This window comes from Bacteroides ovatus, assembly GCF_001314995.1.
Taxonomy (GTDB): domain Bacteria; phylum Bacteroidota; class Bacteroidia; order Bacteroidales; family Bacteroidaceae; genus Bacteroides; species Bacteroides ovatus.
Genome location: NZ_CP012938.1, coordinates 1,280,459 through 1,306,807 on the forward strand (window position 1 = coordinate 1,280,459; position 26,349 = coordinate 1,306,807).

Below are 26,349 nucleotides of genomic sequence, written 5' to 3' on the forward strand. Positions count from 1 at the left end.
ACACTTATGTGCTTTGAGTCAGCCAAACCTGAATATATGACAAATGGGATACTTGGCTATCAGGGTTGACTGAAACCGAAAAGGTTACGGCAGAAAGTCCGCAGGGGAACTTTAATGCCGTAACCTTTCTGTCCTGTGTGCCGTGATTATGTGAAGTCACCTTTTCAGTGATCGTCCATCATCAATCTCATCGTAGTTACCCTTGTGTCCGACTTCCCACTCACGCTTCTCGCTTTGACTGCCGCCTCCTGCATCACGCAACTTGACATGATGTGAATGCGGCCGAGCGGCATTCCGGACTGGAACTTTGTTCGTCTGTTTTTTGGAAGATTTTCGTTTCAGACGGTCGAGGTCGAAGCCTTCCTCCGTCAGGTTGATAAGGATGTGACGTTTGAAATTGATGGCGTAGGTTGATCCGCCATTCTCCCGAATGATGAAACCCTCCGCATAGAGACGGCTCCTGACGGACGTGTCCGCCTCCTCATTGAAGATTTCCTGCAAACGTAGGACGGCATCCATACGGGATGTCGGCTTCTCCGATGAGAGGGCAACCAAATCCGGACGGTTGACCTTGAAGATTTGACAGAGCAGATCTCTTTCCGCTTCGGAGACGGGGCTGAACTTCTCCACCCATGCGATGCGGTTGTTCCGGTCGATGGCTTCCGCCATGAACGGTTTCAACGGACGTGTCTGACCGTCAAAATAGATGACACCTTTCTTTATATAGGCACGCTGTTTACGAATTTTATCGTAAATCTCGCCTTGGGTAATCTTGGGGTTGAGTGTGAGCAGGCGGTCTATGAAGTCCTCGATGCGGTCAAGACGCTCTTCGGGGGTGGCGAAGTCCAGCAGCTCGTCCATGGCCAGCACCCTTGCGCCGTTGATTACCGTCTTGTTCGCATGGTCAACCAGCATGTAGCCATAAGGCTTGTCCTTCTTGCCGAAAAATACGAGGTCGATACCGAACTTGGCTTTCAGTTCCTTTTGCAGCTCTTCCTTGTTCGTGCTCACGTCCCGGTACTTTTTGAGGATGTTCCTTAACTGGCGGCAGCGTGCCCTGTCACGGTAGCCGTTCCTGTACAAGGCTTCTATCTCTGAGAGCGGAAGTTTCTGCTGCACTTTTCCTCCATGCTTGATGAATACAATACCGTCCTTTTGATAGGTTTCATATCCCATGGAGGTCATGACGGACTTGAACTGGGCGAATGAAGAAAAGGTGTACTGTTTGGCATCATTTATGTCCTTTCCGGTTTTCTGTTTCCGGTTCGTTCCAAGGATACGGTCAATGACTTCCTGCGAACGCCTGCGCTCATGATCATGGGCAATCTTCTTTCCGTCCGGCGCAATTCGCGAGGTGACGATATGCAGGTGGGTGTTGTCCGTGTCATGGTGTGAATAGACCAGCAGCGGTTGCCCGGCTTCGCCATATCCCATTTCCTTAAGATATTGGTGTGCGAACTCAAGCAACTCGGATTCCGACTGCTCATGGCCTTTGCAGGATATGGCCACATGGAACTGCGCTTTCTGAATCCGGCTGTTCCGGGAGCTGTATTCTTGAAGGTATCTGACCAGTTCTTCTGAGGTAGGCTTACCGAACGTGCCGAGTGCTCCGAAATTCTGGATTTCGAGCAGCCGGGCGACACCTTTCGACACTTTCCGTTCGTTGTAACCGACTGCATGGAAGTTCGTACTTCCGGGTAATATGGTGGCTATCATCTTGCGTGCTGTTTATCGGGTGATTGAAATAACGGGGTAAATGATTTCCTGAAACTGAGGTATGATTGTATCTGGGTTTAAGGCTTTCAGAGTTTGACGGCCTTTTGAGTGACGGCATCCAGTTCCCTTTTTATCCCGTTCAAAGTGCGCTGTGTTTCGAGGATGGTAGGAAGCAGGACTTCACGGACATAGCTTGGTGGCAGCAGTCCTGCCACCGAAAGCTCGTTGGCACGCTTGACCGACTGGTTCAGGTTGCCGCCTGCCCAGGACAATTCGTTTTGGAACTTTCGGTAGAACGCACCGAGTTCCTTAATGAGTTCGAGCCTTTGCTTCACATGGACGTTGGAATACTCCACCACGGCACAGCGTATATAGTGGCTTATGGAGCCGTATGGTTCTGATTTCTCTTTGAACAGGGCGGCTTCCTCCGGGGTGAGCCGCAACTGGAATACTTTGGTTCTCTGTCTCGTCATACTTTGATAAACTTGTTTATGGGTTTTCCCGAAAACATTTCGCAAGGCGAAACAGCGATGCAATCGCCCCGATGCGGCAGCAGTCGGCAAGTCACCTTTGGCAGGACGAAACGGAGTTTTGTAATGACAAAGGTACAACTTGCTTGACAAAACCTGCAACGCAGTCCGATATGCTCCCGGACACTTTTTGCACCAAAATTATCGTAGGGAAACGTATTGCAAAGAAATGGGCAACACAATTCTTTGATAAGGCGGTTTGTACCAACCGAAGTCCCGAAAGTCCGATGTGCTTAGGATACTTAGTCGGTTGGTTTACAGGTCAGATGTAACACGCTACTGTATTTCTATATGCCTTTTGGAGCACGGACGTAGGAACGTTGGTTTGCTCAGTTGTCCCTACCATAATTTGCAAATTTGCATTGTTTTGGATTCTTGATAATCCGAAATCTCGTGATTGCAGTCTGACGGTGCAGGAATGCGGTTGTATCAAAATCCATGTTTCCATGGCATCAAAGTACAACGGTAAACGGTACATTACCATACAAGAACCTGAAATCAGACTTTTGGAAGTCTGCGTTCTCTTGGACTGGCGGTTATAACAACCCGAATGTTCCAGTATTCAAGATGCACAAATACTGATATTCAATGTATGGGGAATAAGAGGGAAAAGAAGTTTTGGGATATAGAAAGCCGGGAATGTCGGTAACACATTCCGAGAATTTGCTGGGTGAAAATGTTACGTGAAAAATGTTGAGAAACCGCTTAAAATAGTGATGATTTTATTTCTCTAATTCACAGATTATTAGTATATTTACATAAGGAATGCCTATATAAGGTTACGCCTTCTGACAATAAAATTGCATACCATGTTCGAGTTATTGCTTCTTATATATCTGCTGCCGCTCATCGCAATCGTTGCGCTGCTTTTGAAGCTGGCCATTGGGCTGGTCAGGGCGGTGTTTCGACTGGCTCTATGGCTGGTCAGGAAGTCATTTGTTCTTTTAGGAAAGGGGCTGCTGCTGGCTTTCGTTTTCATTGTGGGAAGTAGGAGGACATCTGCCGGGAATTATACTGACGGGCAGCAACGATAAAAGCCGTACCAACACAATGACTGATACGGCCTCTATGGAGCATGGACTAAGTTTTTCCCTCTACGTTGAAAGGTTGTTTTTGTTCCGATTAAAAGCCTTTACCTTTGCTTCTCTCATATACCACCTCTCTTCCCGAATCGCAATTTGTAATACGGAACTGGACGGTACAACCGATAGGGATGTCTTTGGGCAGTTGCTTGACAAGTCTTGATATTACTTCTTCTACGTTGCTGAAACCTATGTCGGTAAATTCTCCAACAACCTTACCCTTGAAATACGCCCGTCCGTAAATCATCTTCTTTTTTGTAATGCGGAACAGTTTGTCCGCCGGTGCCTCAAAATCAAGTGCCTTTCCCTGCTTGCTCTGCGCATCGCTGAAAAAGATGAAATCTATGACCTTGGCGTTAAGGTTCCATGCAGGAGTGAAGTCGAGCTTTACATAGCCTCTTGTCACGTTCAGCCCATGGCTGTGGTTCATGCCGAATGCCACTTCAAAAAGATTGGCGTCGCAGTCATTTTGGGCGATGGTAGCCCACGTATGCCGGAATGTATAGAAACAATAGCAGTCTTCTTTTTCCATGCCCATATCCCTGCAAATTTTGCGGATACCGTGGTTCACGTTCGCATTGAAACTGTCGAAATCACAGTATCGCTTATGGAAGTTAAACAGGTATTCGTCTTCTTCGTCCGAAAGATACTTGTCAAAGGTTGATTGGATAAACGGTTCTATCCGCATCTCCATATAGGCTTCATCCCTTCTGCTGTGCCTGGTCTTCGCCCTCTTGTAACCTATTACGCCGTTATTGTAGTCTTTCTTTTTCAGACTATACAGGTCTACCGTATTGATGCCACCGATACAGAGTGAGAGAAGTGCAACATCCCTGCCAAGTTCGGGTAAGGAGGAAATCATCTTGGTTTGAGGCAAAGGACGGTTGAAGAACTCCCGGCAGGCTTCTGCGCTTATGGCACGTTTCAACGTGGTGTCAGACTTCGGAATTTGAATCTTTAACCAAGGATTGAATTTGATGCGTATGACACCACGTTCCTCGTCATTCAACTCGATGATAGCCTTCTTGAAGATTTGACGGATACAAGTGGGGTACATTTCCTTTGCACGATTCGTTTGAGATAGATGCTCTATCCATTTTCTCAATACAGATGATGTAAGATGGTTAAACATAATTTTGTTCGTTCCCAGATAGCGTTCCAAATGATTAACCGAGAGTTGATAGTTCTTTGCTGTACGCTGACGACCTTGGGACTCCATTTTCCCAATAAATGATTTCGCATATTCGCTAAAACAAACTTCCTCGTCTGCCTTTAACAAATACTCTAAAACTTCTTTTATACCCCAAAGAGACACGTCTGTTCGGTTTAACCGATCCGTGTATTGTCTAATTAGCATAGCACAATACTCATTGACGACCGGATCTGTCAGTTCGCCATTACTTGTGATATGTTCCGCATCAACGATTTTATTCGTTTTGATGTACCCCGGTTTTCGATTGTGCACAATTCTGATGTACACAGAGTAGAAGCCATCTGTTCTCGGCTTTCTTACCATTGCTTTTAGTGTTGTCATATCCTATCAGTTTATTACAGTGAAATTATTGGTGTAAGCAGGTGTAAGCAGGGGCTATTTTAGTGTAAGCAGAGAGTAATCAAATACGTTCATTTCGCTCATTTTTTGCGGTCAAGTGAACGAACCGTCCAAACGCAACTCAGGCTGTAATTACCGCTAATGCAGTGAATTACAGCCTGATATTAATATTTATATGTATCGGACTTTAGTCCTCTATTGCAGCCTGCGCCACATCAATATATCACTGATATTCAATAGCTTAATTTCCCAGTGTAATCCCGGAGTAAGCGAATATTTGTTTAATATTGATTTAATCGAATTTTCTACTCTTCGACGGCGGCTTGCGCCGCCGCCAATCTGGCAATCGGCACTCTGAATGGAGAACAACTAACGTAGTTCAAACCTACCCGATGACAGAATTTCACTGAAGAAGGCTCACCACCATGTTCACCACAAATACCACATTTCAGATCCGGACGGATAGCACGGCCCTTTTCTGTAGCCATACGTACCAACTGTCCCACACCATTCTGATCGAGAACCTGGAACGGGTCTACTTTCAAAATCTTCTTTTCCAGATAAACAGGAAGGAAAGAAGCTATATCATCACGAGAATAACCGAAGGTCATCTGCGTTAAGTCATTTGTACCGAATGAGAAGAACTCGGCAGAAGAAGCGATACGGTCGGCAGTCAAAGCGGCACGCGGAATTTCGATCATTGTACCCACTTTGAAGTCAATGCTATCTCCTACTTCCTCAAACAACTTCTTAGCTTCCGCACGGATTACATTTTCCTGCTCCTTGAATTCATACAAGATACCAGTTAATGGAACCATGATTTCCGGATGAGTTTCCACTCCTTCTTTCTTCAATTCGAGTGCAGCACCCAAGATGGCACGTGTCTGCATCTGCGTAATTTCAGGATAAGTATTTCCCAGACGGCAACCACGGTGACCCAACATCGGGTTATGCTCACACAATGATTCTACACGTTGCTGGATATATTGCAGGCTCACACCCATAGTATCTGCCATTTCCTGCTGTCCCTTCAAATCATGAGGAACGAACTCATGCAAAGGAGGATCGAGCAAACGAACAGTTACCGGGCAACCAGCCATTGCTTTAAAGATGCCCTTAAAGTCTTCCTGTTGGTATGGAAGAATCTTAGCCAATGCTTTACGACGTCCTTCTGCATTTTCCGCCAGAATCATTTCACGCATTGCCTTGATCTTTTCACCTTCGAAGAACATGTGTTCCGTACGGCAAAGCCCAATACCTACTGCACCGAAGTTACGAGCCACTTCCGCATCATGAGGAGTATCCGCATTCGTACGTACCTGCAGACGAGTATACTTATCAGCTAGCGTCATTAATTCGGCAAAGTCACCGGAAAGTTCTGCAGCCTGTGTTTCTACCTTACCATTATATACCACACCTGTACTTCCGTTCAGAGAGATATAATCGCCTTCTTTCAACACAACACCGTCAATTTCTACGGTACGGTTTTTATAATCGATATTCAATGCACCTGCACCCGATACACAACATTTACCCATACCACGAGCCACAACAGCAGCATGAGAAGTCATACCGCCACGAGCCGTAAGAATACCTTCGGCAACTGCCATACCGGCCAAGTCTTCCGGAGAAGTTTCGATACGAACCATTACCACACGTTTACCGGCAGCATGCCATTCAGCAGCGTCGTCAGCAAAGAACACCACCTGACCGGTTGCAGCACCCGGAGAAGCCGGAAGACCACGAGTCAACACTTTGGCTTTCTTCAAAGCATCCTTATCGAATACAGGGTGAAGCAATTCATCGAGTTTATTCGGTTCCACGCGCATCAAAGCAGTCTTTTCGTCAATCATGCCCTGACGGAGCAAATCCATAGCGATCTTCACCATGGCAGCACCTGTACGCTTACCGTTACGTGTCTGAAGAAACCAGAGTTTACCTTCTTGTACGGTGAACTCCATGTCCTGCATATCTTTATAATGATTTTCCAGTTTAGTCTGGAGAGCATCTAATTCTTTATAGATTTCCGGCATTGCCTCTTCCATGGAAGGGAACTTTGCTGCGCGAACATCTTCGGTCACACCAGCCAATACAGCCCAACGTTGAGAACCAATCTTGGTGATCTGTTGCGGAGTACGGATACCGGCCACTACATCTTCACCTTGTGCGTTAATCAGATATTCACCATTGAAAAGGTCTTCACCCGTACCAGCATCACGTGAGAAACAAACACCAGTAGCCGAAGTTTCACCCATATTACCGAACACCATAGCCTGTACATTGACAGCTGTACCCCATTCATCAGGTATACTTTCCATCTTACGGTAAAGGATAGCGCGTTCATTCATCCATGAATCAAATACGGCACATATAGCTCCCCAAAGTTGTTCGTATGCACCAGTCGGGAAATCTTTTCCGGTCTGTTCCTTTACGGCAGCTTTAAATTTCTTTACGAGTTCCTGCAAGTCTTCCACTTTCAACTCGTTATCCAATTCTACCCCTTTCGCTTTCTTCACCTCTTCAATGATTGCTTCGAACGGGTCGATATCATCTTTATTGGTAGGCTTCATGCCCAATACTACGTCACCGTACATCTGCACAAAACGACGATAAGAGTCCCATGCAAAGCGTGCATTACCTGTCTTACGGATAATACCTTCTACCACTTCGTCATTCAATCCCAAGTTCAGAATCGTATCCATCATACCCGGCATAGATGCGCGCGCACCGGAACGTACAGACACCAACAAAGGATTTTCAACGTCACCGAATTTAGATTTCATCAACGTTTCCACGTGAGTGATTGCTTTTACCACTTCATCTTTCAGTAGCTCAACCACTTTATCACGTCCTAACGTATTGTATTCCGTACAAACATCTGTAGTTATTGTGAATCCGGGAGGGACAGGAATTCCGATTAAATTCATTTCTGCAAGGTTGGCTCCCTTACCACCGAGCAAATTCTTCATGTCAGCCTTTCCTTCTGCCTGACCATTACCAAAGGTATAAACTCTTTTTTTATCCATAATATTGTGTTTAAAGTTACATTATGATTTTTTTCTGTTCGCAAATCTAAGGATATTTCGCAAACTTGAAAACTTTTTGCGAAAAAACTTTCTATCAAAATGCAATTTCGACATTACAATCCGGAATATTTCTGTATACCCGAATTTTTTCCAAAAAAAATACCTACTTTTGCAAAGTAATTATTAGACTGGTGTAAAAGTGGCAAGAAAGAAAAAAGAGCTTCCCTTATTGGAGAAGGTAACAATCATGGATGTGGCTGCCGAAGGAAAAGCCATCGCAAAAGTAAACGACCTGGTGATTTTTGTTCCCTATGTAGTGCCGGGTGATGTCGTAGACCTGCAAATCAAGCGTAAAAAGAATAAATATGCCGAAGCTGAAGCGGTGAAGTTTCACGAGCTGTCGCCCAATCGCGCTGTTCCTTTCTGCCAACACTATGGCGTATGCGGTGGCTGCAAGTGGCAAGTGCTCCCCTATTCGGAGCAGATCAGATATAAGCAAAAGCAAGTGGAAGATAATTTGAGACGTATCGGGAAAATCGAACTTCCCGAAATTTCTCCGATTCTCGGTTCTGACAAGACGGAATTCTACAGGAACAAACTGGAATTCACCTTCTCAAATAAACGCTGGTTGACAAACGAAGAAGTTCATCAGGATGTGAAGTATGACCAGATGAATGCGGTGGGTTTCCACATTCCGGGAGCCTTTGACAAGGTGCTGGCTATTGAGAAATGCTGGTTACAGGATGATATATCCAACCGTATCCGCAACGCTGTACGTGACTACGCTTACGCACACGATTACTCTTTCATCAATCTGCGCACACAGGAAGGTATGCTGCGGAATATGATTGTACGCACCTCTTCAACTGGCGAACTGATGGTAATCGTCATTTGCAAGATTACAGAAGATCACGAAATGGAACTGTTCAAGCAGTTACTCCAATTCGTAGCGGACTCTTTCCCAGAAATCACTTCTCTTCTATACATTATTAATAATAAGTGCAATGACACAATCAATGATTTGGATGTGCATGTATTTAAAGGGAAAGATCACATCTTTGAAGAAATGGAGGGACTGCGTTTCAAAGTAGGACCGAAATCATTCTATCAGACCAACTCGGAACAGGCTTATAATTTATATAAAGTAGCCCGTGAATTTGCCGGATTAACAGGCAACGAACTGGTATATGACCTCTATACAGGAACGGGAACAATCGCCAACTTCGTATCACGCCAGGCTCGCCAGGTAATCGGTATCGAATATGTGCCGGAAGCTATCGAAGACGCAAAGGTAAATGCAGAAATCAATGATATCAAGAATGCATTGTTTTATGCCGGTGATATGAAGGATATACTGACGCAGGATTTCATCAATCAGCATGGACGCCCGGATGTAATCATTACTGATCCTCCTCGTGCCGGTATGCACCAGGATGTAGTTGATGTCATCTTGTTTGCCGAACCGAAACGGATTGTGTATGTAAGTTGTAATCCTGCTACTCAAGCACGGGATTTGCAATTACTCGATGAGAAATACAAGGTGAAAGCCATTCAACCGGTAGATATGTTCCCTCACACCCACCACGTAGAAAATGTGGTGTTGCTGGAACTTCGATAATCCGTGGTGATAATAGAATTTCAAAAGAAAAAAGAAATGGGAAAAAGACCTAGAAAAACTCCTGCTGAAAAAGCACGTGCTCAATATACCAATTATGCAGTGAAAGAACCCATGGAACTAATGGAGTTCCTGGCTGCCAAGATGCCGGACGCAAGTCGTACGAAATTAAAATCATTATTAAGTAAGCGGGTTGTATTTGTTGATAATGTGATAACCACACAATTCAACTTTCCCCTTGAAGCGGGCATGAAAGTGCAAATCAGCAAACAAAAGGGAAAAAAAGAATTTAATAACAGACTGCTGAAAATCGTGTATGAAGACGCATATATCATTGTTGTCGAAAAGATGCAAGGACTTTTATCAGTCAATACAGAAAGACAGAAAGAGCGCACAGCCTATACAATACTTAACGAATACGTGCAACGTTCCGGACGTCAATTCCGTGTGTTTATCGTTCATCGCCTGGACAGGGACACTTCCGGCCTGATGATGTTTGCTAAAGACGAAAAAACACAGCGGACACTACGTGATAACTGGCACGATATCGTGACTGACCGTCGATATGTAGCTGTGGTGGAGGGAAGTATGGAAAAAGATTATGATACAGTCGTTTCCTGGCTGACTGATAAAACGCTTTATGTAAGTTCCAGTGAATATGATGACGGTGGATCAAAATCTATTACCCACTATAAGACCATCAAACGTGCCAACGGATATTCTCTGTTGGAACTCGATTTGGAAACCGGCCGAAAGAATCAGATTCGTGTACACATGCAAGATTTAGGACATCCTATTATCGGTGATGGAAGATATGGAAGAGAAGATGCTCCCAACCCTATCGGACGACTGGCACTCCATGCTTTCAAACTTTGTTTCTATCATCCGGTAACGGGAGATTTGATGGAGTTCGAGACACCTTATCCGGCGGAGTTTAAGAAGTTGTTTCTGAAAAAATAAATTCCTATATTCAAAAATAAAGCCAGAATCATAATCGACTCTGGCTTTATTTTTAATCTTCATTATTATTTTATTGACGCCTCATATAAAATGGCTGTCCATCTATTCTATCTCTAAAATCCTGCCAATTATTATACCATGTTCCACTAAATGTCCTGCCGGTAGCTTCTGCACCCCAAATATAGGCATAAGTGCGGTCACCGTAGAAAAATAATTCCATTGAATTATATCCTCCATCAATCCATCTCCACTCAAAAACCAGATAATTTGGATCACCAGCAGAACCAATCGTTCCTTGATTTCTCGCATTAAATGTCATGAGCGTACCTCTTCCCCAGGTATATGCCCCGAAATCAATTTCTTCATTAGTATACCACTCGCCAGGCAGATTAAATTCTGTCTCTTCTTCACTCTCACACGAAGTAAAGCCAACCAATAAAGTCAGCATCATCAAGATACCTGCATATCTCTTTATCATTTTCATAATTCTCTAGTTTATTGCGTTTATTAATACAAAATTAGCATTTTATATTTACTATACATCACAAGCCACAAGTTTTTTGTACCTTTGCAAAGATAATATTAAATTTTCCACATGAAACTTCTTTGGCTTGATTTAAATAGTTCGTACGCTCATTCTTCGCTGGCATTGCCAGCCTTACATGCCCAGATAGCAAATAATACAGACATTGAATGGTGTACGGTCTCCGCCACTATCAATGAAAATACCGGTAGTGTCGTCAATCAAATCTACCGCCATCAACCGGACATCATTGCAGCTACCAACTGGCTATTTAATCACGAGCAACTCCTGCACATCGTTTCACGCGCAAAAGCGTTACTACCTCACTGCTGTGTTATACTCGGAGGTCCCGAGTTTTTAGGAGATAATGAAGCTTTCTTATATAAGAACAAATTTGTAAGCGGAGTGTTTCGCGGAGAAGGTGAAGAAGTATTTCCTTTATGGTTAAAAGTGTGGAATCAGCCAAGAAAAGAATGGAAATCAATCACAGGACTCTGCTATCTGGATGAATCGGAAGCATACCATGACAACGGGCTCGCCCGTGTCATGAACTTTTCCGAATTAGTCCCTCCTGAAGAGAGCCGTTTCTTCAATTGGAGCAAACCCTTTGTGCAATTAGAAACTACCCGCGGATGTTTTAACACCTGTGCCTTTTGTGTCAGTGGAGGTGAAAAACCGGTTCGCACCCTATCTCTTGAAGCAACCCTGAAACGTCTTGACGTGATACACCAACACGGAATCAAGAATGTACGGGTACTGGACCGCACTTTCAATTACAACAACAAACGGGCAAAAGAACTATTAAATCTATTCCGCGAATACCCGGATATCTGTTTTCATCTGGAAATTCATCCTGCACTCCTTTCCGATGAACTCAAACAGGAATTAGCCACCCTTCCTAAAGGACTGCTGCACCTGGAAGCCGGAATCCAAAGCCTTCGGGAAAACGTGCTTGAACAAAGCCGGAGAATAGGAAAACTCTCCGATGCTTTGGCCGGACTCAAGTATCTATGTTCCCTTGAAAACATGGAAACTCATGCCGACTTAATAGCAGGGCTCCCACTCTACCATCTATCAGAAATTTTCGATGATGTCCGTACTTTAGCAGAGTATGGCGCAGGAGAAATCCAACTGGAATCCCTCAAATTACTTCCGGGCACCGAAATGAAAAGAAGAGCGGACGAGTTAGGCATACAGTACTCTCCACTCCCTCCATACGAAGTTCTTCAAACTCGTGAGATCACCGTAGATGAATTACAGACAGCACATTATTTGTCCCGCCTGTTAGACGGTTTCTATAATACCCCAACTTGGCGAAGCATCACACGGATACTCATTCTCGAAAACCCTCATTTTATACATGAGTTACTCGATCATTTAGTTCAAACAGATGTGATTGACACCCCTCTTAGCCTGGAAAAAAGAGGATTAATCCTCTATGACTTCTGCAAGAATCATTATCCCGACTACCTGACACAAGTCAGCATTGCATGGATAGAAGCGGGTATGTCATTAAAAAAAGCTCCGGCAGAAAAAGTAAGAACCAAAAGACAGCTACCACCTGAAAACTGGGAAATAGAATACGGAGCATATCGCGAGAATCTACGATTATGTTTCCTTCCCACCGATGAAGAAGGACATGGTTACTGGTTTGGTTTTGAATCGGAGATTCAGAAGATACAACCGGTTTTCAAGGCTAAAAAACTATCATAAATAAAAGAAAAGTATTCTCATATTATGTGAAATTATTATTAGTCGCTAATCGTTTAGAGCAGCATTTCCTGTTTTCCACCGTCCATACAATAAACTTTACTAGCACAGTGTATGGACATTCGAAAATATCAATTCAATATTTTTTGCCTATTATTGTTCCCCTTATCCGCAACAGGACAAGAATGGAACAAACAGGATTCATTGAGACTTCAGCAAATGCTGGAATCCGGTCAGGAGATCAAGATAAATAGAAAGTTTATCGAAAAAGTAGAGCAAAACATGTACTCTCGAAAACCATTTGTAGATTTTGATCCCACACTACCGACTTTAAAATCTTCCATGATTTTTTCGAAACCTTCCATTCGCACTTATCAGACATTCCTAAAACCGGGTTCCACCTTTTTACCCACTTACTCCTGGTTAAGAATAAACAAGAATCTTGTGCTGCACAGTAAAAGTAATTTTGCAGAAAATTCCAGTTGCTTTCATATCCAAAGCCAAATAGAATATAATTTATCTCCCAAATGGTCTCTCAACATATATGGCGTACAAAACCTTGATACCCGAAAACACCGGGGCCTCCCTTCCGAAGTGGAACCCACCCAATTGGGTAGTAATGTTGTTCTCAAAATAAATAAAAACTGGAAAATAAAAACAGGGGTACAATACCAATACAATGTCCTCCGCAAAAGATGGGAATGGATACCTCAAATTAGTGTTTCATACGAATGGTAACCCGTGCCGACAATCAGGAATCGAAAAGTTTTAGAAAACAAGAAAGCATATTTTCCATTTATTCTCGTACCTTTGTCATACGATTAAATATGCTATCATAATGAAGAACTTTATCAAGGGATTCCGGTTTACCCCCTCTAATTATCCGGCAGAAGTAGAAGCAAAAATACAGAAATACAGAAAGCAAGGTTATAAACTTCCACCGCGCAAAGTACTCCGTACTCCCGAGCAACTGGAAGGTATCCGGGAAAGTGCCAAAATCAATACGGCACTGCTGGACTATATTTCAGAGAATATCCGGGAAGGCATGTCCACCGAAGAAATTGATGTGCTAGTGTATGATTTCACTACCAGTCACGGTGCCATCCCTGCCCCACTCAACTACGAAGGCTTTCCCAAAAGTGTTTGCACCAGCATCAACGATGTAGTGTGCCACGGAATACCCAATAAAAATGAGATTCTGAAAAGCGGAGATATTATCAATGTAGATGTTTCCACCATTTACAAAGGATATTTTTCCGATGCATCCCGTATGTTTATGATTGGAGACGTCAACCCTGATATGCAAAAGTTAGTACAGGTAACCAAAGAATGTATGGAAATAGGAATTGCTGCCGCACAACCCTGGAAACAGCTGGGTGATGTAGGCGCCGCCATCCAGGAACATGCAGAAAAGAACGGATTCAGCGTAGTCCGTGATCTCTGCGGACATGGTGTAGGGATGCAATTCCATGAAGAACCGGACGTAGAACATTTCGGACGCCGGGGCACAGGCATGATGATTGTGCCGGGCATGACCTTCACCATCGAACCTATGATTAATATGGGAACCTACGAAGTGTTTGTAGATGATGCCGACGGATGGACTGTCTGTACCGACGACGGACTGCCTTCCGCCCAATGGGAAAATATGATTCTGATTACTGAAACCGGAAACGAAATTCTGACATATTAATGGAACTGATTCTACTTATTGTTATTGCCGTGTTAATGATAGTCCTACTTGTATTATCACTAACCAAAGGCAACAATCAAACTCAAGCAGAACAATTACAAATAGCCTTGCGCCAGCAAATGCAGGAAAACCGGGAAGAACTGAACCGCAGCATCCGGGAACTTCGCATGGAAATGACGCAAACGCTAAACCAGAATATGCAACAGCTCCAAGATGTTCTGCACAAGAATATGATGACCACCGGAGAACTGCAACGACAGAAATTCGACATGATGGCCCGCCAGCAGGAAGCATTACTGAAATCCACCGAGAAACGACTGGATGACATGCGCCTGATGGTGGAAGAAAAGCTCCAGAAAACCCTGAATGAACGTATCGGTCAATCATTCGAAATCGTCCGTTCGCAACTTGAGAACGTGCAAAAAGGACTGGGAGAAATGAAATCTCTTGCTCAAGATGTCGGCGGACTAAAAAAGGTATTGAGCAACGTAAAGATGAGAGGAACGTTCGGCGAAGTCCAACTGGGTGCACTCTTAGAACAAATGATGAGCCCCGAACAGTACGACGCCAATGTCAAAACAAAAAAGAGCGGAACCGAATTTGTAGAATTTGCCATCAAGCTTCCGGGAAAAGATGACGCCAACAGCACCGTCTACCTCCCCATCGACGCCAAATTTCCGAAAGATATATACGAACAATATTATGACGCATTCGAAGCGGGAGACGCAGCATTGATGGAATCGTCTGGCAAGCAATTGGAAAATACAATCAAAAAGATGGCAAAAGACATCCATGATAAATATGTAGACCCGCCTTTTACCACAGATTTTGCCATCATGTTCCTCCCGTTTGAAAGCATATATGCCGAAGTAATCCGACGCACCAGTCTCATCGAAACACTCCAAAAGGAGTATAAGATTGTAGTTACAGGTCCGACAACATTAGGCGCCATCCTCAACAGTCTTCAGATGGGGTTCCGCACGCTTGCTATCCAAAAACGTACCGGAGAAGTCTGGACCGTATTGGGAGCTGTCAAAACAGAATTCAGTAAATTCGGAGGATTACTTGAAAAAGTACAAAAGAACTTGCAAAGCGCCGGTGACCAACTCGAAGAAGTCATGGGAAAACGAACACGTGCCATCGAACGCAAACTGCGGCAAGTGGAACAGTTGCCACACGAAGAAAGTCAAAAGATTCTCCCTATTGACGTAGAGGACGATTTGACAGATTACTAACTGATATTATTTAGGCACGGATTACACGATAAACACGGAAAGAAAATAAACTTATCCGTGCAATTCGTATAATCCGTGCCTAAAAAAATTAGAGAAAGTGTTTCGACACACCTCCACACTAAACAGAAAATGCTCTACAACATTTCCATATCACGTCAATCCGCATAACTCCGCAAAGCCAAATTCTTCACCCAAAGAACGAAGATACCCGTCAGAATCAGATTCAATACCAGAGTAAGCACTGAAATAACCAATGCCGGGCCACCCAAGTTATATCCCAATGCAATGAAAATGATTCCGGCTCCTACCTCACCACGGGTAAACATACCGATGGAAAGAGCCAGTCGCTCACTTAATTTCCGGTCACGATAGAAGAACATCGGACAAAGCTTTCCTATATTCGACAATAAAGAGACAATCACCACATGAAACATAATCATTCCCCACGACATCATCTCCTGCGATCCCGTTACAGAATAAGAACCTGCATGAGTCTCCGCAAAGTTCACTCCGATAAAATGCGGCATACTCATTCCCACCAGAAACATGAAGAAAAATGAAATCCCGGTAGACACCTTTCGTTCCACAGGTGTGTCATGTTCCTTATGTTTCATAATCATACCCAGAACAAATGCCGGCAACAGGACTTCAATATGAATACTTCCCTCGTCCCCATACAATTCTTTACTCCCCAGATACAGTATTTGAGTAGCCAGAAATATAATCACTGAATAAAAGAGGATAGCCTTCCAATCCTGACGCCAATCATACTTATTCAATCTTTGCCAGCCGATCGACAAAAACAAGAACACAATCACCACCACAATAATCAACTGCCAGCGCAGCCCGATCATCATAATCTGAAGAGGAATCATTAAAAGAATCGTATCCAAGTCATCGAAAATTGCCAATACCTGTATCTTCTTATAAATCCAACTGGACTTCAGTCCGATAGCCGCCAACATCGTAAACAGAATACCGGCTGATGTAGGTGCAGCAAAACGGCTTAACAATAAATTCTCCTTCCACGCTTCCCAACTATTCCAAAACTCGGGCGGAAGCAAAATAAACACATAATAAATGGCAATCATAAACCACGGTAAAGCAGCCGTAGCCATTGCAATAAAATAATCTTGAGCGTAACTTTTCCACCGCGTTTTATCAAGGACGAACTCACGGCCTACATTAATCATTATAAAACTAAGACATACATAGAGTAGTACATTCGATATGGATTTAACAGCTCCATACCCATCTCCTGCCATCATCGGCAGGAATTGCGAAACCACGAGCCCCAACATCAGGAAGCCCGAAAAAGACAGAACTTTTCTCATATTTATAGTTGTTTGTTGCTAAAAAGTAATTGCCAAGGAAAGCTCTGCAGACAGAAGGCAATCACCTGGTGTATTAAAAACTAACCGCAAGTCAATTTGTTCAGAACAGATCTCTGAAAAATTGCTTGCGGCAGTATTTTTAATCCAGCTTCAGTACGGCGAGGAAGGCTTTTTGCGGCACTTCCACGTTACCGATTTGTTTCATTCGTTTTTTACCTTTTTTCTGCTTTTCAAGCAGTTTACGTTTACGGCTCACGTCACCACCATAACACTTCGCTGTCACATCCTTACGAACAGCCTTAATCGTTTCACGGGAAATAATCTTAGCCCCGATAGCTGCCTGAATGGCAATATCAAACTGCTGGCGCGGAATAAGCTCTTTCAGCTTCTCACACATCCGGCGTCCCATATCGTAAGCATTGTCAATATGTGTCAAAGTAGAAAGTGCATCCACAGGCTCACCGTTCAACAAAATATCCAGCTTCACCAGCTTCGAAGTACGGAAACCATTCGGATGATAATCAAACGACGCATACCCTTTGGAAATACTCTTCAACTTATCATAAAAGTCAATCACAATTTCTCCCAAAGGCATATTGTAATAGATTTCCACCCGGTTACCGGAGATATATTCCTGTTTAATCAATTCACCACGCTTACCCAGACAAAGCGTCATAATCGAACCGATATAATCAGTCGTTGTAATAATAGACGCTTTGATATACGGTTCCTCGATATGGTCAATCATCGTCGGGTCGGGCATACCACCGGGGTTGTGCACCTCCTTCATATTGCCCTGCTTATCATATATATGGTAGGACACATTCGGTACCGTAGTAATCACATTCATGTCAAACTCACGATCCAGACGCTCCTGCACAATTTCCATGTGGAGCAATCCGAGGAAACCGCAACGGAAACCAAAACCCAAAGCCAATGAAGACTCCGGCTGGAAAGTCAACGACGCATCATTCAGCTGCAACTTTTCCAAAGACGCGCGAAGATCTTCAAAATCTTCCGCCTCAATCGGATACACTCCGGCAAACACCATCGGCTTCACCTCCTCAAACCCGGCAATAGCCTTGTCACACGGACGGGCAATATGTGTAATGGTATCTCCCACCTTCACCTCTTTGGAAGTTTTGATACCGGAAATTATATATCCTACATCCCCCGTACGAAGTTCGTTACGAGGCACCATATCCATTTTCAACACCCCTATTTCATCGGCATCATACTCTTTTCCCGTATTGAAAAACTTCACCTTGTCGCCCTTGCGAATCGTGCCGTTTTCAATCTTGAAATAAGCTATAATTCCACGGAAAGAGTTGAATACAGAGTCGAAAATCAAAGCCTGCAACGGCGCCTCTTCATTCCCTTCGGGATGAGGAATACGTTCAATCACAGCAGCCAGTATCTCTTCCACTCCCATACCCGTTTTACCGGATGCACGGATTACCTCCTCGCGCTTGCAACCCAACAGTTCAACGATTTCGTCCTCCACTTCTTCGGGATTGGCGCTCGCCATATCGCATTTATTGATAACCGGAATAATCTCAAGGTCGTGTTCAATGGCCATATACAGATTCGAGATCGTCTGCGCCTGCACTCCCTGCGAAGCATCGACAATCAGCAATGCCCCTTCACATGCAGCGATAGAACGTGACACCTCATACGAAAAGTCCACGTGTCCCGGAGTATCAATCAGGTTAAGGACATACTTCTCCCCCTGATAAGTATATTCCATCTGGATCGCATGGCTCTTGATAGTGATCCCTCTTTCTTTTTCCAGATCCATATTATCAAGCATCTGCCCTGAAGTCACCTGAATGGTGTTAGTAAACTCCAACAGACGGTCGGCCAACGTTGACTTACCGTGGTCAATATGAGCAATAATGCAAAAGTTGCGAATATTCTTCATTCTGAATTCTTATTATTTTATCTTTTTGGTGTGCAAAGATACGTAAATGGCGGAATAAAAAAAAATGCGTTGATAACATTATGATCATGTACCAACGCATTTTTTTATTGCTTAAGTGAGTTACTCGCTTAGATCAATTTGATGAAGAGTTCACCTTCAACTTCTTCCACAGAGACTTTGTCTTCTCTCAATAACCAGCCAAGGCCGAGGAACAGATCTTTGTCAACCAATTTAGTTGCTTTTTTAAGCTGCTTGGCAGTCATTCCTTCTGTTTCGTTCAGTGCATTCCAGATAGTACCTGCAATTACACCAGCTTTTTCTTTCAACATTTGCTTTGCAATTTTAGTTAGACATGCTTAAAATCATCCGGTCAAAAAGACTTTCAGATTTTATTTCGGGGACAAAGATAGTTATTTTTATGTTATATAACACTTTATTGAGCACTTTTTTATCGTTTTTGTAATAAAAAAGCATTTTTTCTTTCATTTAGGATGCTTTTCGAGATATTCAGACCAAATTCTTGCCGCTTCTTCCACCATTTTAGCGCAAGGACGCTTGCTATAATATTGAGCAGTACGCTCTTCCGGAATCGTTGAAACGGGATCTTTTTTCTTTAATCCCAACAATTCGCCACAAATCAGCGAGCCGTTACGCTTCTTAAATTCAGCCGCCAGTTCTTGCACCACCGCATAATTGGCAGCTTTTCCTTCCCGGTCTGTCGCTTCCGTAGCGCCGGTTTCCAGGCCCGCCACCAAAAACATGCCGCAGGCAGCTCCACACGTTTCACGCATTCGTCCTATCCCCCCACCAAAGGAAGCACCCATACGCAACGCCTGTTCCTGTGTAAATCCATACATATCCGCAAAGGCCGCTACTACCGACTGTGAACAGTTATATCCGCTCTTAAAAAGCTCCACTGCTTTCTGTATTCTATCTTCCATAAACTATTTTGCATTTTTATTTCGCACAAAAATATAAAAAAGTATCTTTGCATCAGATAGGGCGTAAAGATTAAAATCAAAAAAAAGAAAATATGAACAAAACTATTTCATATAAAGAATCGACAGCCATTGCCATCCAAGCTATGATAAGCGCAGCCAGAAAGGATGAATATGCTGACAGGAAAAGAAAAAGTGGTTTTCCCCAAAACAGAAAGAAACGTGATGTCACTCTCAAAGATGTACGTGAATGGAACAAGAGAAGAAATTATAAAGAGGATGCAGGAATTGCCGTCAATGCAATGATGGCGTCAGCTATCAACGACCCCTATGTGGACCTGAATCCACCCTCCAAATTCTAAGAGATAAAACAATGGCTACAACATTCGATATTCAACTCCCTCATTACTCGCGTGGATTTCATTTAATCACGCGTGATATCATTTCACAACTACCAGCACTTCCCGAAAGTGGCCTGCTGGTAATCTTTATCAAACACACCTCTGCCGGACTAACTATCAACGAAAATGCAGACCCGGACGTACGGCATGACTTCCAGACATTCTTTAATAAACTGGTTCCCGACGGTGCCCCCTATTTCATCCATACCCTCGAAGGCCCCGACGATATGAGCGCCCATATAAAAGCCTCCCTGATAGGAAGCTCGGTCACTATCCCCATCAAGAATCACCGCCTGAACCTGGGAATATGGCAAGGTGTCTACCTCTGCGAATTTCGCGACGGAGGAGACACCCGTAAATTGAGTATTACTATCCTATAATATTTCCAACGCCATCGGACAATGATCGGAATGTACGGCCTCATTCAGGATATACGCACGTTTCAACAGCGGGCGTACCGGCTCACTAACCATGCAATAGTCAATTCTCCAACCCTTATTTTTGGCACGCGAATTAAAACGATAGCTCCACCAGGTATATTCCTGTTTTTCGGGACAAAGCGTACGGAAAGAATCAACATACCCCGCAGACAGGAAACGTGTCATCCACTCCCGCTCTTCAGGAAGGAAACCACTGTTTGTTGCATTCCGGACAGGATCATGAATGTCGATCGGCTCATGGCAGATATTATAATCGCCACAAAGAATCAAATTGGGACGGGACTTCTGCAACTCCATCACATACTTTTGAAAATCTTCCAGCCACGCCATTTTAAAAGCCTGGCGTTCGTCCCCGCTCGTCCCCGAAGGGTGATAAACACTGACTACCGATAAGTCTCCGAAATCCGCCCGGATAAAACGTCCTTCATTATCATAAGCCTCCATTCCCATCCCATATTCCACATGGTCCGGTTCCTGCTTGGTAAGTATGGCCACTCCACTGTATCCTTTCTTCTGCGCCGAATACAAATAAGACTTGTAACCCAACGCTTCAAACACCTCTCCCGGATACTGGTCCGGTTGCAGTTTCGTCTCTTGCAGACAAAGAATATCAGGATTCTCCTGCGCCAGCCATTCCGGCAAACCTTTAGATACGGCAGCACGTAGTCCGTTCACATTATAAGTAATAATCTTCATCGATCTATATATATTGATTTATATTCATTTTATGAAAACAAAAGCATGATATTCAGTACTGAAACAATAATGGCAATCGAATACAACACAAACGTGCTCCAACGACTATTGACATAATCTCCCATCACCTTTCGGGAAGACGTCAGTCCCACCTGCAAAAATACCGTGAAAGGTAATTGAATACTAAGTATCATCTGCGAAATAATCAATCCTTTGAAAGGATCTCCAATAAAGAAAATCAGCAATAAGGCAATTCCCAGAGATAAAAGGACTCCTACCTGCGAGTGGCTGTCTTTGATATGATACGATTCACCGAAAATACCCGCAAAGATGGAACCTGCCGCCATTCCGCTCGTAATGGTGGATGAAATACCCGCCATCAGCAATGCCAGTGCAAATACGATGGCAGCATTACTTCCCAACAAAGGTTCGAGCAATGACTTAGCCTGTTGCAGTTCCTCTACCTGAATACCGCTTTTAAAGAAAGTAGCGGCAGCCAGAAGAATCATGGCACTGTTAATCGCCCAGCCGACAATCATAGAGAAAAGAGTATCAAACAACTCATATTTCAAAACCTTCTTAATAGAAGCATCATCTTTCTTATTATATTCATGACTCTGTATCACCTCCGAATGAAGAAACAGATTATGAGGCATCACTACCGCTCCCAACACACTCATGATAATCAGCATACTTCCTTTCGGAAAAGAAGGAGTCACCCACCCTGCTGTCGCAGCCGGCCAGTCTATTTCCACCAGAAACAGTTCGTAGATAAACGAAAGCCCGATAACAGAGACAAATGCAATGATGGAACGCTCTATCTTTTTATACGAATTAGTGAAAAGCATGATAGAGACAAAAAGCGTAGTCAACACAGCTCCCCATATAATAGGAATATCAAAGAGCATTTCCAACGCAATGGCACCTCCCAGAATTTCCGCTAAAGAAGTAGAAATCGACGCCAGTACCGCCGTACCAAGAATAGGTCGCGACACCCATTTGGGAGTGTATTTAGTGGCCGCCTCCGAAAGGCAAAGCCCGGTAACAATCCCCAGGTGGGCAACGTTGTGCTGAAGCACAATCAGCATAATAGTGGACAATGTAACCACCCAAAGTAAGGAATAGCCAAATTCGGAACCGGCGGCGAAGTTAGAAGCCCAGTTTCCCGGATCAATAAATCCTACCGTAACCAGAAGCCCCGGACCAATATATTTAAAAACATCCAGTCCACCCAGATAGCGTTTATGATCTTTGCGTTTTAAGTCTTGAAAAATATTCTTCATTTTTGCATAATAGTTTTAACCTTACAAATATACTTATAAATAACGAGTGAAGGTCAATTTTAGTTCAAAATACCGACAAGTAAGTAAACAACACCCGGATACTCCCCCTCTATGGATTCCCGCAAAAAAAGACCCTCGACAAAATAAATTGCCGAAGGTCTTGAAAAATATCAAATTTTACAAAAATAAAAGAAGTCGATTAATATCCCATCTCATGTAATGCACGACACAATTGGTCAGGACATGAAGTCGGTCTGCCACCACAATGCACTCCTTCAAGTTTTGCAATAACATCCGCTACCTTCATTCCTCTCACAAGGCGGGAAATACCTTGAAGGTTACCATTACATCCTCCCCAGAAAGCAACTTCTTTCACCACTCCATCTTCCACATTCAGTTCGATGTTGGTGCTGCAAGTTCCCTGGGTTCTATACACATATTCCATAACCTTGTCTTATTCTCCCTCTTCCGGCTGCATATTGGTATAAACAGTCTGCACGTCGTCAAATTCTTCCAAACGTTCGATCATCTTATCCAATGTTTCGCGCTGTTCCGGAGTCACCTCTTTCATGTCGTTCGGGATATAAGTGAAGTCTCCACCGACATCTTCAAAGCCACACTCCTCCAGGTGTTTCTGAATAGCGGCATAGCTCTTGGGATTACCATAGATAGTGATTGTTCCTTCTTCATCATCCTCTTCGTATTCATCTTCCACATCATAATCGATCAGATCCAGAATCAGTTCTTCCATATCCAATCCGTCTTTCTTCTTGAAAGTGAATACACATTTGTGGTCGAACAGGAACGCGAGAGATCCCATTGTACCGAGATTACCGCCAAACTTATTAAATACCGAACGAACGTCAGCCACCGTACGGGTTGTGTTATCTGTCAGCGTATCCACAAATACAGCAATACCGTGAGGACCGTATCCTTCGTAAGTCATGCTCTTGTAGTCGCTCTGGTCTTTACCCATTGCGTTTTTGATAGCACGTTCAATATTATCCTTCGGCATATTTTCACGCTTACAAGTAGCGATCACCGAACGCAAAGTCGGGTTATTTTCAGGTTCCGGACCGCCTGCCTTTACAGCTATCGCGATTTGTTTACCCAGTCTTGTAAATGTTTTAGCCATGTGGCCCCATCTTTTCAGTTTAGCGGCCTTTCTATATTCAAATGCTCTTCCCATTGGTTTATATTTTTAGATTGAAATTTTAAGTTTATCTAAGTTTGGCACCCAGCTTATCTTCCAAGTTCTTCACCAGTTTCGACATGATCTTATCAATCATCTTATCATTCAAAGTCTGGCTCTCATCCTGAAGCAGGAAGCTCACCGCATACGACTTCTTGCCTGCTTCCAGATTCTTACCTTCGTACACGTCGAAGAGTTCCACTTCTTTCAACAGCTTCTTCTCTGTTTCGTAAGCAATCTTTTCGATTTCGGCAAACTGCACATTCTTGTCAAGCAACAATGCCAGGTCACGTTTCACAGCAGGGAACTTGGAGATTTCCTTGTAGCTGATCTTCACAGAACGGATAGCTTTCATCAGTTCCTTCCAGTTCAAGTCGGCAAAATACACTTCATTGTCGATATCAAATGCTTTCAATAGCTTCTTAGTCACGATACCGAAGGAAGCAAGACGCTTACCACCCTTCGTATTGATAGAAAGTGCGGCAGCAAAAATATCGTCCGTCAGATTACCGACAACCAGATTGTGCAAATCCAGTCCCAGACGCTTCAATATATTTTCTACATAAGCCTTCAATTCATATACCGAACTGTTCTCATCTGCATGTGCCCATGAATTGGAAACCTTCTTACCGGTTACCCACAAGCCCAAGTGATAATCTTCCGAGTAAGGAGCCAATACCTTCTCTTCATTCTTCTTGTCAGCATCGAAATGATAGCAATTACCGAATTCGAAGAACTTCAAATCAGCATTCTTACGATTTGCATTATGAGCAATACTTTCCAGTCCACCGAACAGCAAAGTCTGACGCATAGCGTTCAAATCCGCACTCAACGGATTCAATAACATCACTAGATGGTTGGACGGATAAGTCTCCATACCATCATAATAAGCAGCACGCGTCAATGAGTTGTTCAGGATCTCATTAAATCCGCAGCCCACCAATTGCTCTGCAATCAGGTTCTGCAATTTATTCGATTTATCATGTTCACCTTTAGTAGTCAGGCTGGAGTTCAATGTAGTCGGGATTTCAACATTGTTATATCCGTAGATACGAAGAATATCTTCAATCACGTCACAATCACGCTGCACGTCTACACGATAAGGAGGAACAGCTAATGTCAGCCCTTCCGCCGTTTCATTAGTGATCTTCATTTCCAGGCTGGTCACAATGCTCTTGATTGTCTCTACCGGAATTACTTTTCCTACCAAAGAATGTACTTTCTCATAAGCCAGATCAACTATAAAATCGGGTGCAGGAGTAGTGAACACGTCTTTTATTTCAGAAGAAATCGTACCGCCAGCCAGTTCTTTAACCATCAAAGCAGCCAGTTTCAAGCAATATATCACACTGTTCGGATCGATACCGCGTTCGAAACGGAAAGAAGCATCCGTATTCAAGCCATGACGGCGGGCTGTCTTACGCACCCATGTAGGATGGAAATAAGCACTTTCAATGAATACATCTGTCGTAGCTTCCGTAGAACCGGAGTCCAGTCCGCCGAATACACCGGCAATACACATGGCCTCTTCCTTGTTACAAATCATCAGGTCGCGTTCGTTCAATTTACGTTCCACCTCATCCAGCGTAACGAACGGGGTTCCTTCCGGCATTGTCTTTACAATTACTTCATTGCCTTTTATCTTTCCAGCATCGAAGCAATGCAACGGCTGACCGAAAGCATGAACGATATAATTAGTAATATCCACTACATTATTAATAGGACGCACCCCGATCAGACGCAATTTGTTTTGCAGCCATTCCGGGCTTTCCTTCACAGTGACACCTTTCACCGTAACACCGGCATAATGCGGACAAGCTTCGCTGTTTTCCACCTTCACTTCAATATTCAAGTCATGGTTTTCCACTTTAAAGCCGTCTACCGACGGACGTTGCAAAGTAGCCTGTTTGCCGTTCTGAATCAGATAAGCGTACAAGTCACGAGCCACCCCATAGTGAGAGCAAGCATCCGCACGGTTAGGCGTGATGTCCACTTCAAGCACATAGTCGCTCTTGATATTATAATAATCCTTGGCAAGCGTACCCGGAACAGCATTTTCCGGCAATACGATAATACCTGCATGATCCGTACCGATACCGATTTCGTCTTCAGCACAAATCATACCAGTAGATTCCACCCCACGGATTTTTGATTTCTTGATGGTAAAACATTCGTCACCGTCATAAAGTTTCGTACCTAAAGTAGCTACCACCACTTTCTGTCCGGCAGCCACATTCGGGGCACCACAAACAATCTGTACCGGTTCACCGTCTCCCAGATTAACAGTAGTAATATGCAAATGGTCAGAATTAGGATGTTCCGTGCAGGTCAGCACTTCACCGATCACCAGTCCTTCCAAACCACCTTTAATGGTTTGCACTTCTTCTACACCACCTGTTTCCAAGCCGATAGAAGTCAACGCAGCAGCCGTTTCATCGGGCGTCAGGTCGAAGTTGACATACTCTTTCAGCCAGTTATAAGAGATATTCATATATTTAATTT

General features: G+C 43.7%; 24 protein-coding genes. 10 read left to right on the forward strand and 14 right to left on the reverse strand.

Annotated features, from left to right (window positions below; genetic code table 11):
• Window positions 1-156: 156 nt before the first annotated feature.
• Both Bovatus_RS05195 and Bovatus_RS05200 read right to left on the reverse strand, forming a co-directional pair.
• Entirely contained in the window at window positions 157-1,716 is a 1,560-nt protein-coding gene (locus Bovatus_RS05195) for a relaxase/mobilization nuclease domain-containing protein (protein ID WP_004295621.1), read from the reverse strand.
• Between the two features lie 86 nt (window positions 1,717-1,802).
• Window positions 1,803-2,189, reverse strand: coding sequence for a plasmid mobilization protein (locus Bovatus_RS05200; protein ID WP_004295620.1), 387 nt, complete (start codon window positions 2,187-2,189; stop codon window positions 1,803-1,805).
• 71 nt (window positions 2,190-2,260) lie between these two features.
• Here Bovatus_RS05200 and Bovatus_RS05205 point away from each other — a divergent pair, with 71 nt between their 5' ends.
• Together Bovatus_RS05205 and Bovatus_RS05210 are read left to right on the forward strand one after the other, a co-directional pair.
• Complete coding sequence (locus Bovatus_RS05205) at window positions 2,261-2,518, forward strand: hypothetical protein (RefSeq protein WP_004295618.1); 258 nt, start codon at window positions 2,261-2,263, stop codon at window positions 2,516-2,518.
• Between the two features lie 537 nt (window positions 2,519-3,055).
• On the forward strand, window positions 3,056-3,280 hold the full coding sequence (locus tag Bovatus_RS05210; RefSeq protein WP_004295616.1) for a hypothetical protein: 225 nt from the start codon (window positions 3,056-3,058) through the stop codon (window positions 3,278-3,280).
• Between the two features lie 88 nt (window positions 3,281-3,368).
• Here the strand turns inward: Bovatus_RS05210 and Bovatus_RS05215 are convergent, their stop codons facing one another.
• Together Bovatus_RS05215 and ppdK are read right to left on the reverse strand one after the other, a co-directional pair.
• Entirely contained in the window at window positions 3,369-4,862 is a 1,494-nt protein-coding gene (locus Bovatus_RS05215; protein ID WP_004295615.1) for a site-specific integrase, read from the reverse strand.
• A gap of 323 nt (window positions 4,863-5,185) precedes the next feature.
• A complete protein-coding gene (ppdK, locus tag Bovatus_RS05220; protein ID WP_004295614.1) occupies window positions 5,186-7,906 on the reverse strand; it encodes a pyruvate, phosphate dikinase in 2,721 nt (906 codons plus the stop codon).
• Window positions 7,907-8,159: 253 nt separating this feature from the next.
• Here ppdK and rlmD point away from each other — a divergent pair, with 253 nt between their 5' ends.
• Window positions 8,160-9,524 (forward strand): 23S rRNA (uracil(1939)-C(5))-methyltransferase RlmD, encoded by a 1,365-nt coding sequence (rlmD, locus tag Bovatus_RS05225; RefSeq protein WP_052587811.1) that lies wholly within the window; start codon window positions 8,160-8,162, stop codon window positions 9,522-9,524.
• Between the two features lie 36 nt (window positions 9,525-9,560).
• Window positions 9,561-10,481 carry an RluA family pseudouridine synthase gene (locus Bovatus_RS05230; RefSeq protein ID WP_052587797.1) on the forward strand — a complete coding sequence of 307 codons (921 nt, stop codon included), beginning with the start codon at window positions 9,561-9,563 and terminating at the stop codon, window positions 10,479-10,481.
• A 70-nt stretch (window positions 10,482-10,551) separates the two neighbouring features.
• Here the strand turns inward: Bovatus_RS05230 and Bovatus_RS05235 are convergent, their stop codons facing one another.
• A complete protein-coding gene (locus tag Bovatus_RS05235) occupies window positions 10,552-10,965 on the reverse strand; it encodes a hypothetical protein (protein WP_004295611.1) in 414 nt (137 codons plus the stop codon).
• Between the two features lie 111 nt (window positions 10,966-11,076).
• On the opposite strand from Bovatus_RS05235, the gene Bovatus_RS05240 reads away from it, so the two are divergent.
• The 4 genes from Bovatus_RS05240 (at window position 11,077) to Bovatus_RS05255 (ending at window position 15,642) form a co-directional block, all read left to right on the forward strand.
• Window positions 11,077-12,717 carry a B12-binding domain-containing radical SAM protein gene (locus Bovatus_RS05240; RefSeq protein WP_059365509.1) on the forward strand — a complete coding sequence of 547 codons (1,641 nt, stop codon included), beginning with the start codon at window positions 11,077-11,079 and terminating at the stop codon, window positions 12,715-12,717.
• A gap of 111 nt (window positions 12,718-12,828) precedes the next feature.
• Window positions 12,829-13,452: a DUF4858 domain-containing protein gene (locus tag Bovatus_RS05245; protein WP_004295608.1), complete on the forward strand. Its 624-nt coding sequence runs from the start codon at window positions 12,829-12,831 to the stop codon at window positions 13,450-13,452.
• A gap of 100 nt (window positions 13,453-13,552) precedes the next feature.
• Window positions 13,553-14,407 carry a type I methionyl aminopeptidase gene (gene map / locus Bovatus_RS05250; RefSeq protein WP_004295607.1) on the forward strand — a complete coding sequence of 285 codons (855 nt, stop codon included), beginning with the start codon at window positions 13,553-13,555 and terminating at the stop codon, window positions 14,405-14,407.
• Window positions 14,407-15,642, forward strand: coding sequence for a DNA recombination protein RmuC (locus tag Bovatus_RS05255; protein WP_004295606.1), 1,236 nt, complete (start codon window positions 14,407-14,409; stop codon window positions 15,640-15,642). The genes map and Bovatus_RS05255 overlap by 1 nt, the downstream gene beginning before the upstream one ends.
• Before the next feature lie 155 nt (window positions 15,643-15,797).
• Here Bovatus_RS05255 and Bovatus_RS05260 read toward each other — a convergent pair whose 3' ends face one another.
• The 4 genes from Bovatus_RS05260 to Bovatus_RS05275 form a co-directional block, all read right to left on the reverse strand.
• Entirely contained in the window at window positions 15,798-16,976 is a 1,179-nt protein-coding gene (locus Bovatus_RS05260) for a hypothetical protein (protein WP_004295605.1), read from the reverse strand.
• A gap of 139 nt (window positions 16,977-17,115) precedes the next feature.
• A complete protein-coding gene (lepA, locus tag Bovatus_RS05265; protein ID WP_004295604.1) occupies window positions 17,116-18,897 on the reverse strand; it encodes a translation elongation factor 4 in 1,782 nt (593 codons plus the stop codon).
• Window positions 18,898-19,025: 128 nt separating this feature from the next.
• Entirely contained in the window at window positions 19,026-19,226 is a 201-nt protein-coding gene (locus Bovatus_RS05270; protein WP_004295603.1) for a winged helix-turn-helix domain-containing protein, read from the reverse strand.
• A 153-nt stretch (window positions 19,227-19,379) separates the two neighbouring features.
• Window positions 19,380-19,838, reverse strand: coding sequence for a C-GCAxxG-C-C family protein (locus Bovatus_RS05275; protein ID WP_004295601.1), 459 nt, complete (start codon window positions 19,836-19,838; stop codon window positions 19,380-19,382).
• Between the two features lie 92 nt (window positions 19,839-19,930).
• Here Bovatus_RS05275 and Bovatus_RS05280 point away from each other — a divergent pair, with 92 nt between their 5' ends.
• The gene (locus tag Bovatus_RS05280) at window positions 19,931-20,197 is read left to right on the forward strand and encodes a hypothetical protein (RefSeq protein WP_004295600.1); all 267 of its coding nucleotides are present in this window, start codon (window positions 19,931-19,933) and stop codon (window positions 20,195-20,197) included.
• 11 nt (window positions 20,198-20,208) lie between these two features.
• Complete coding sequence (locus Bovatus_RS05285; protein WP_004295599.1) at window positions 20,209-20,616, forward strand: secondary thiamine-phosphate synthase enzyme YjbQ; 408 nt, start codon at window positions 20,209-20,211, stop codon at window positions 20,614-20,616.
• On the opposite strand, the gene Bovatus_RS05290 is transcribed toward Bovatus_RS05285, so the two are convergent.
• From Bovatus_RS05290 to pheT, 5 genes are all read right to left on the reverse strand, one after another.
• Window positions 20,611-21,372 (reverse strand): exodeoxyribonuclease III, encoded by a 762-nt coding sequence (locus tag Bovatus_RS05290; RefSeq protein ID WP_004295598.1) that lies wholly within the window; start codon window positions 21,370-21,372, stop codon window positions 20,611-20,613. The genes Bovatus_RS05285 and Bovatus_RS05290 overlap by 6 nt on opposite strands.
• A 29-nt stretch (window positions 21,373-21,401) precedes the next feature.
• Window positions 21,402-22,655 (reverse strand): Nramp family divalent metal transporter, encoded by a 1,254-nt coding sequence (locus Bovatus_RS05295; protein WP_004295597.1) that lies wholly within the window; start codon window positions 22,653-22,655, stop codon window positions 21,402-21,404.
• Window positions 22,656-22,854: 199 nt separating this feature from the next.
• Window positions 22,855-23,100 (reverse strand): TIGR03905 family TSCPD domain-containing protein, encoded by a 246-nt coding sequence (locus Bovatus_RS05300; RefSeq protein WP_004295596.1) that lies wholly within the window; start codon window positions 23,098-23,100, stop codon window positions 22,855-22,857.
• A 9-nt stretch (window positions 23,101-23,109) separates the two neighbouring features.
• Window positions 23,110-23,844 carry a YebC/PmpR family DNA-binding transcriptional regulator gene (locus Bovatus_RS05305; RefSeq protein WP_004295595.1) on the reverse strand — a complete coding sequence of 245 codons (735 nt, stop codon included), beginning with the start codon at window positions 23,842-23,844 and terminating at the stop codon, window positions 23,110-23,112.
• 31 nt (window positions 23,845-23,875) lie between these two features.
• Window positions 23,876-26,338 carry a phenylalanine--tRNA ligase subunit beta gene (gene pheT, locus Bovatus_RS05310; RefSeq protein ID WP_004295594.1) on the reverse strand — a complete coding sequence of 821 codons (2,463 nt, stop codon included), beginning with the start codon at window positions 26,336-26,338 and terminating at the stop codon, window positions 23,876-23,878.
• Window positions 26,339-26,349: the final 11 nt, after the last annotated feature.

Bases quoted from the DNA above. Each gene is read 5' to 3' on its own strand.
- Bovatus_RS05270 (WP_004295603.1), bottom strand. From the start codon at position 19,226: ATGTTGAAAGAAAAAGCTGGTGTAATTGCAGGTACTATCTGGAATGCA.
- Bovatus_RS05210 (WP_004295616.1), top strand. From the start codon at position 3,056: ATGTTCGAGTTATTGCTTCTTATATATCTGCTGCCGCTCATCGCAATC.
- Bovatus_RS05305 (WP_004295595.1), bottom strand. From the start codon at position 23,844: ATGGGAAGAGCATTTGAATATAGAAAGGCCGCTAAACTGAAAAGATGG.
- Bovatus_RS05285 (WP_004295599.1), top strand. From the start codon at position 20,209: ATGGCTACAACATTCGATATTCAACTCCCTCATTACTCGCGTGGATTT.
- Bovatus_RS05240 (WP_059365509.1), top strand. From the start codon at position 11,077: ATGAAACTTCTTTGGCTTGATTTAAATAGTTCGTACGCTCATTCTTCG.
- Bovatus_RS05205 (WP_004295618.1), top strand. From the start codon at position 2,261: ATGCGGCAGCAGTCGGCAAGTCACCTTTGGCAGGACGAAACGGAGTTT.
- map (WP_004295607.1), top strand. From the start codon at position 13,553: ATGAAGAACTTTATCAAGGGATTCCGGTTTACCCCCTCTAATTATCCG.
- lepA (WP_004295604.1), bottom strand. From the start codon at position 18,897: ATGAAGAATATTCGCAACTTTTGCATTATTGCTCATATTGACCACGGT.
- Bovatus_RS05295 (WP_004295597.1), bottom strand. From the start codon at position 22,655: ATGAAGAATATTTTTCAAGACTTAAAACGCAAAGATCATAAACGCTAT.
- Bovatus_RS05260 (WP_004295605.1), bottom strand. From the start codon at position 16,976: ATGAGAAAAGTTCTGTCTTTTTCGGGCTTCCTGATGTTGGGGCTCGTG.
- Bovatus_RS05255 (WP_004295606.1), top strand. From the start codon at position 14,407: ATGGAACTGATTCTACTTATTGTTATTGCCGTGTTAATGATAGTCCTA.
- Bovatus_RS05300 (WP_004295596.1), bottom strand. From the start codon at position 23,100: ATGGAATATGTGTATAGAACCCAGGGAACTTGCAGCACCAACATCGAA.
- Bovatus_RS05275 (WP_004295601.1), bottom strand. From the start codon at position 19,838: ATGGAAGATAGAATACAGAAAGCAGTGGAGCTTTTTAAGAGCGGATAT.
- Bovatus_RS05230 (WP_052587797.1), top strand. From the start codon at position 9,561: ATGGGAAAAAGACCTAGAAAAACTCCTGCTGAAAAAGCACGTGCTCAA.
- ppdK (WP_004295614.1), bottom strand. From the start codon at position 7,906: ATGGATAAAAAAAGAGTTTATACCTTTGGTAATGGTCAGGCAGAAGGA.
- Bovatus_RS05195 (WP_004295621.1), bottom strand. From the start codon at position 1,716: ATGATAGCCACCATATTACCCGGAAGTACGAACTTCCATGCAGTCGGT.
- Bovatus_RS05235 (WP_004295611.1), bottom strand. From the start codon at position 10,965: ATGAAAATGATAAAGAGATATGCAGGTATCTTGATGATGCTGACTTTA.
- Bovatus_RS05290 (WP_004295598.1), bottom strand. From the start codon at position 21,372: ATGAAGATTATTACTTATAATGTGAACGGACTACGTGCTGCCGTATCT.
- pheT (WP_004295594.1), bottom strand. From the start codon at position 26,338: ATGAATATCTCTTATAACTGGCTGAAAGAGTATGTCAACTTCGACCTG.
- Bovatus_RS05215 (WP_004295615.1), bottom strand. From the start codon at position 4,862: ATGACAACACTAAAAGCAATGGTAAGAAAGCCGAGAACAGATGGCTTC.
- Bovatus_RS05245 (WP_004295608.1), top strand. From the start codon at position 12,829: ATGGACATTCGAAAATATCAATTCAATATTTTTTGCCTATTATTGTTC.
- Bovatus_RS05200 (WP_004295620.1), bottom strand. From the start codon at position 2,189: ATGACGAGACAGAGAACCAAAGTATTCCAGTTGCGGCTCACCCCGGAG.
- Bovatus_RS05280 (WP_004295600.1), top strand. From the start codon at position 19,931: ATGAACAAAACTATTTCATATAAAGAATCGACAGCCATTGCCATCCAA.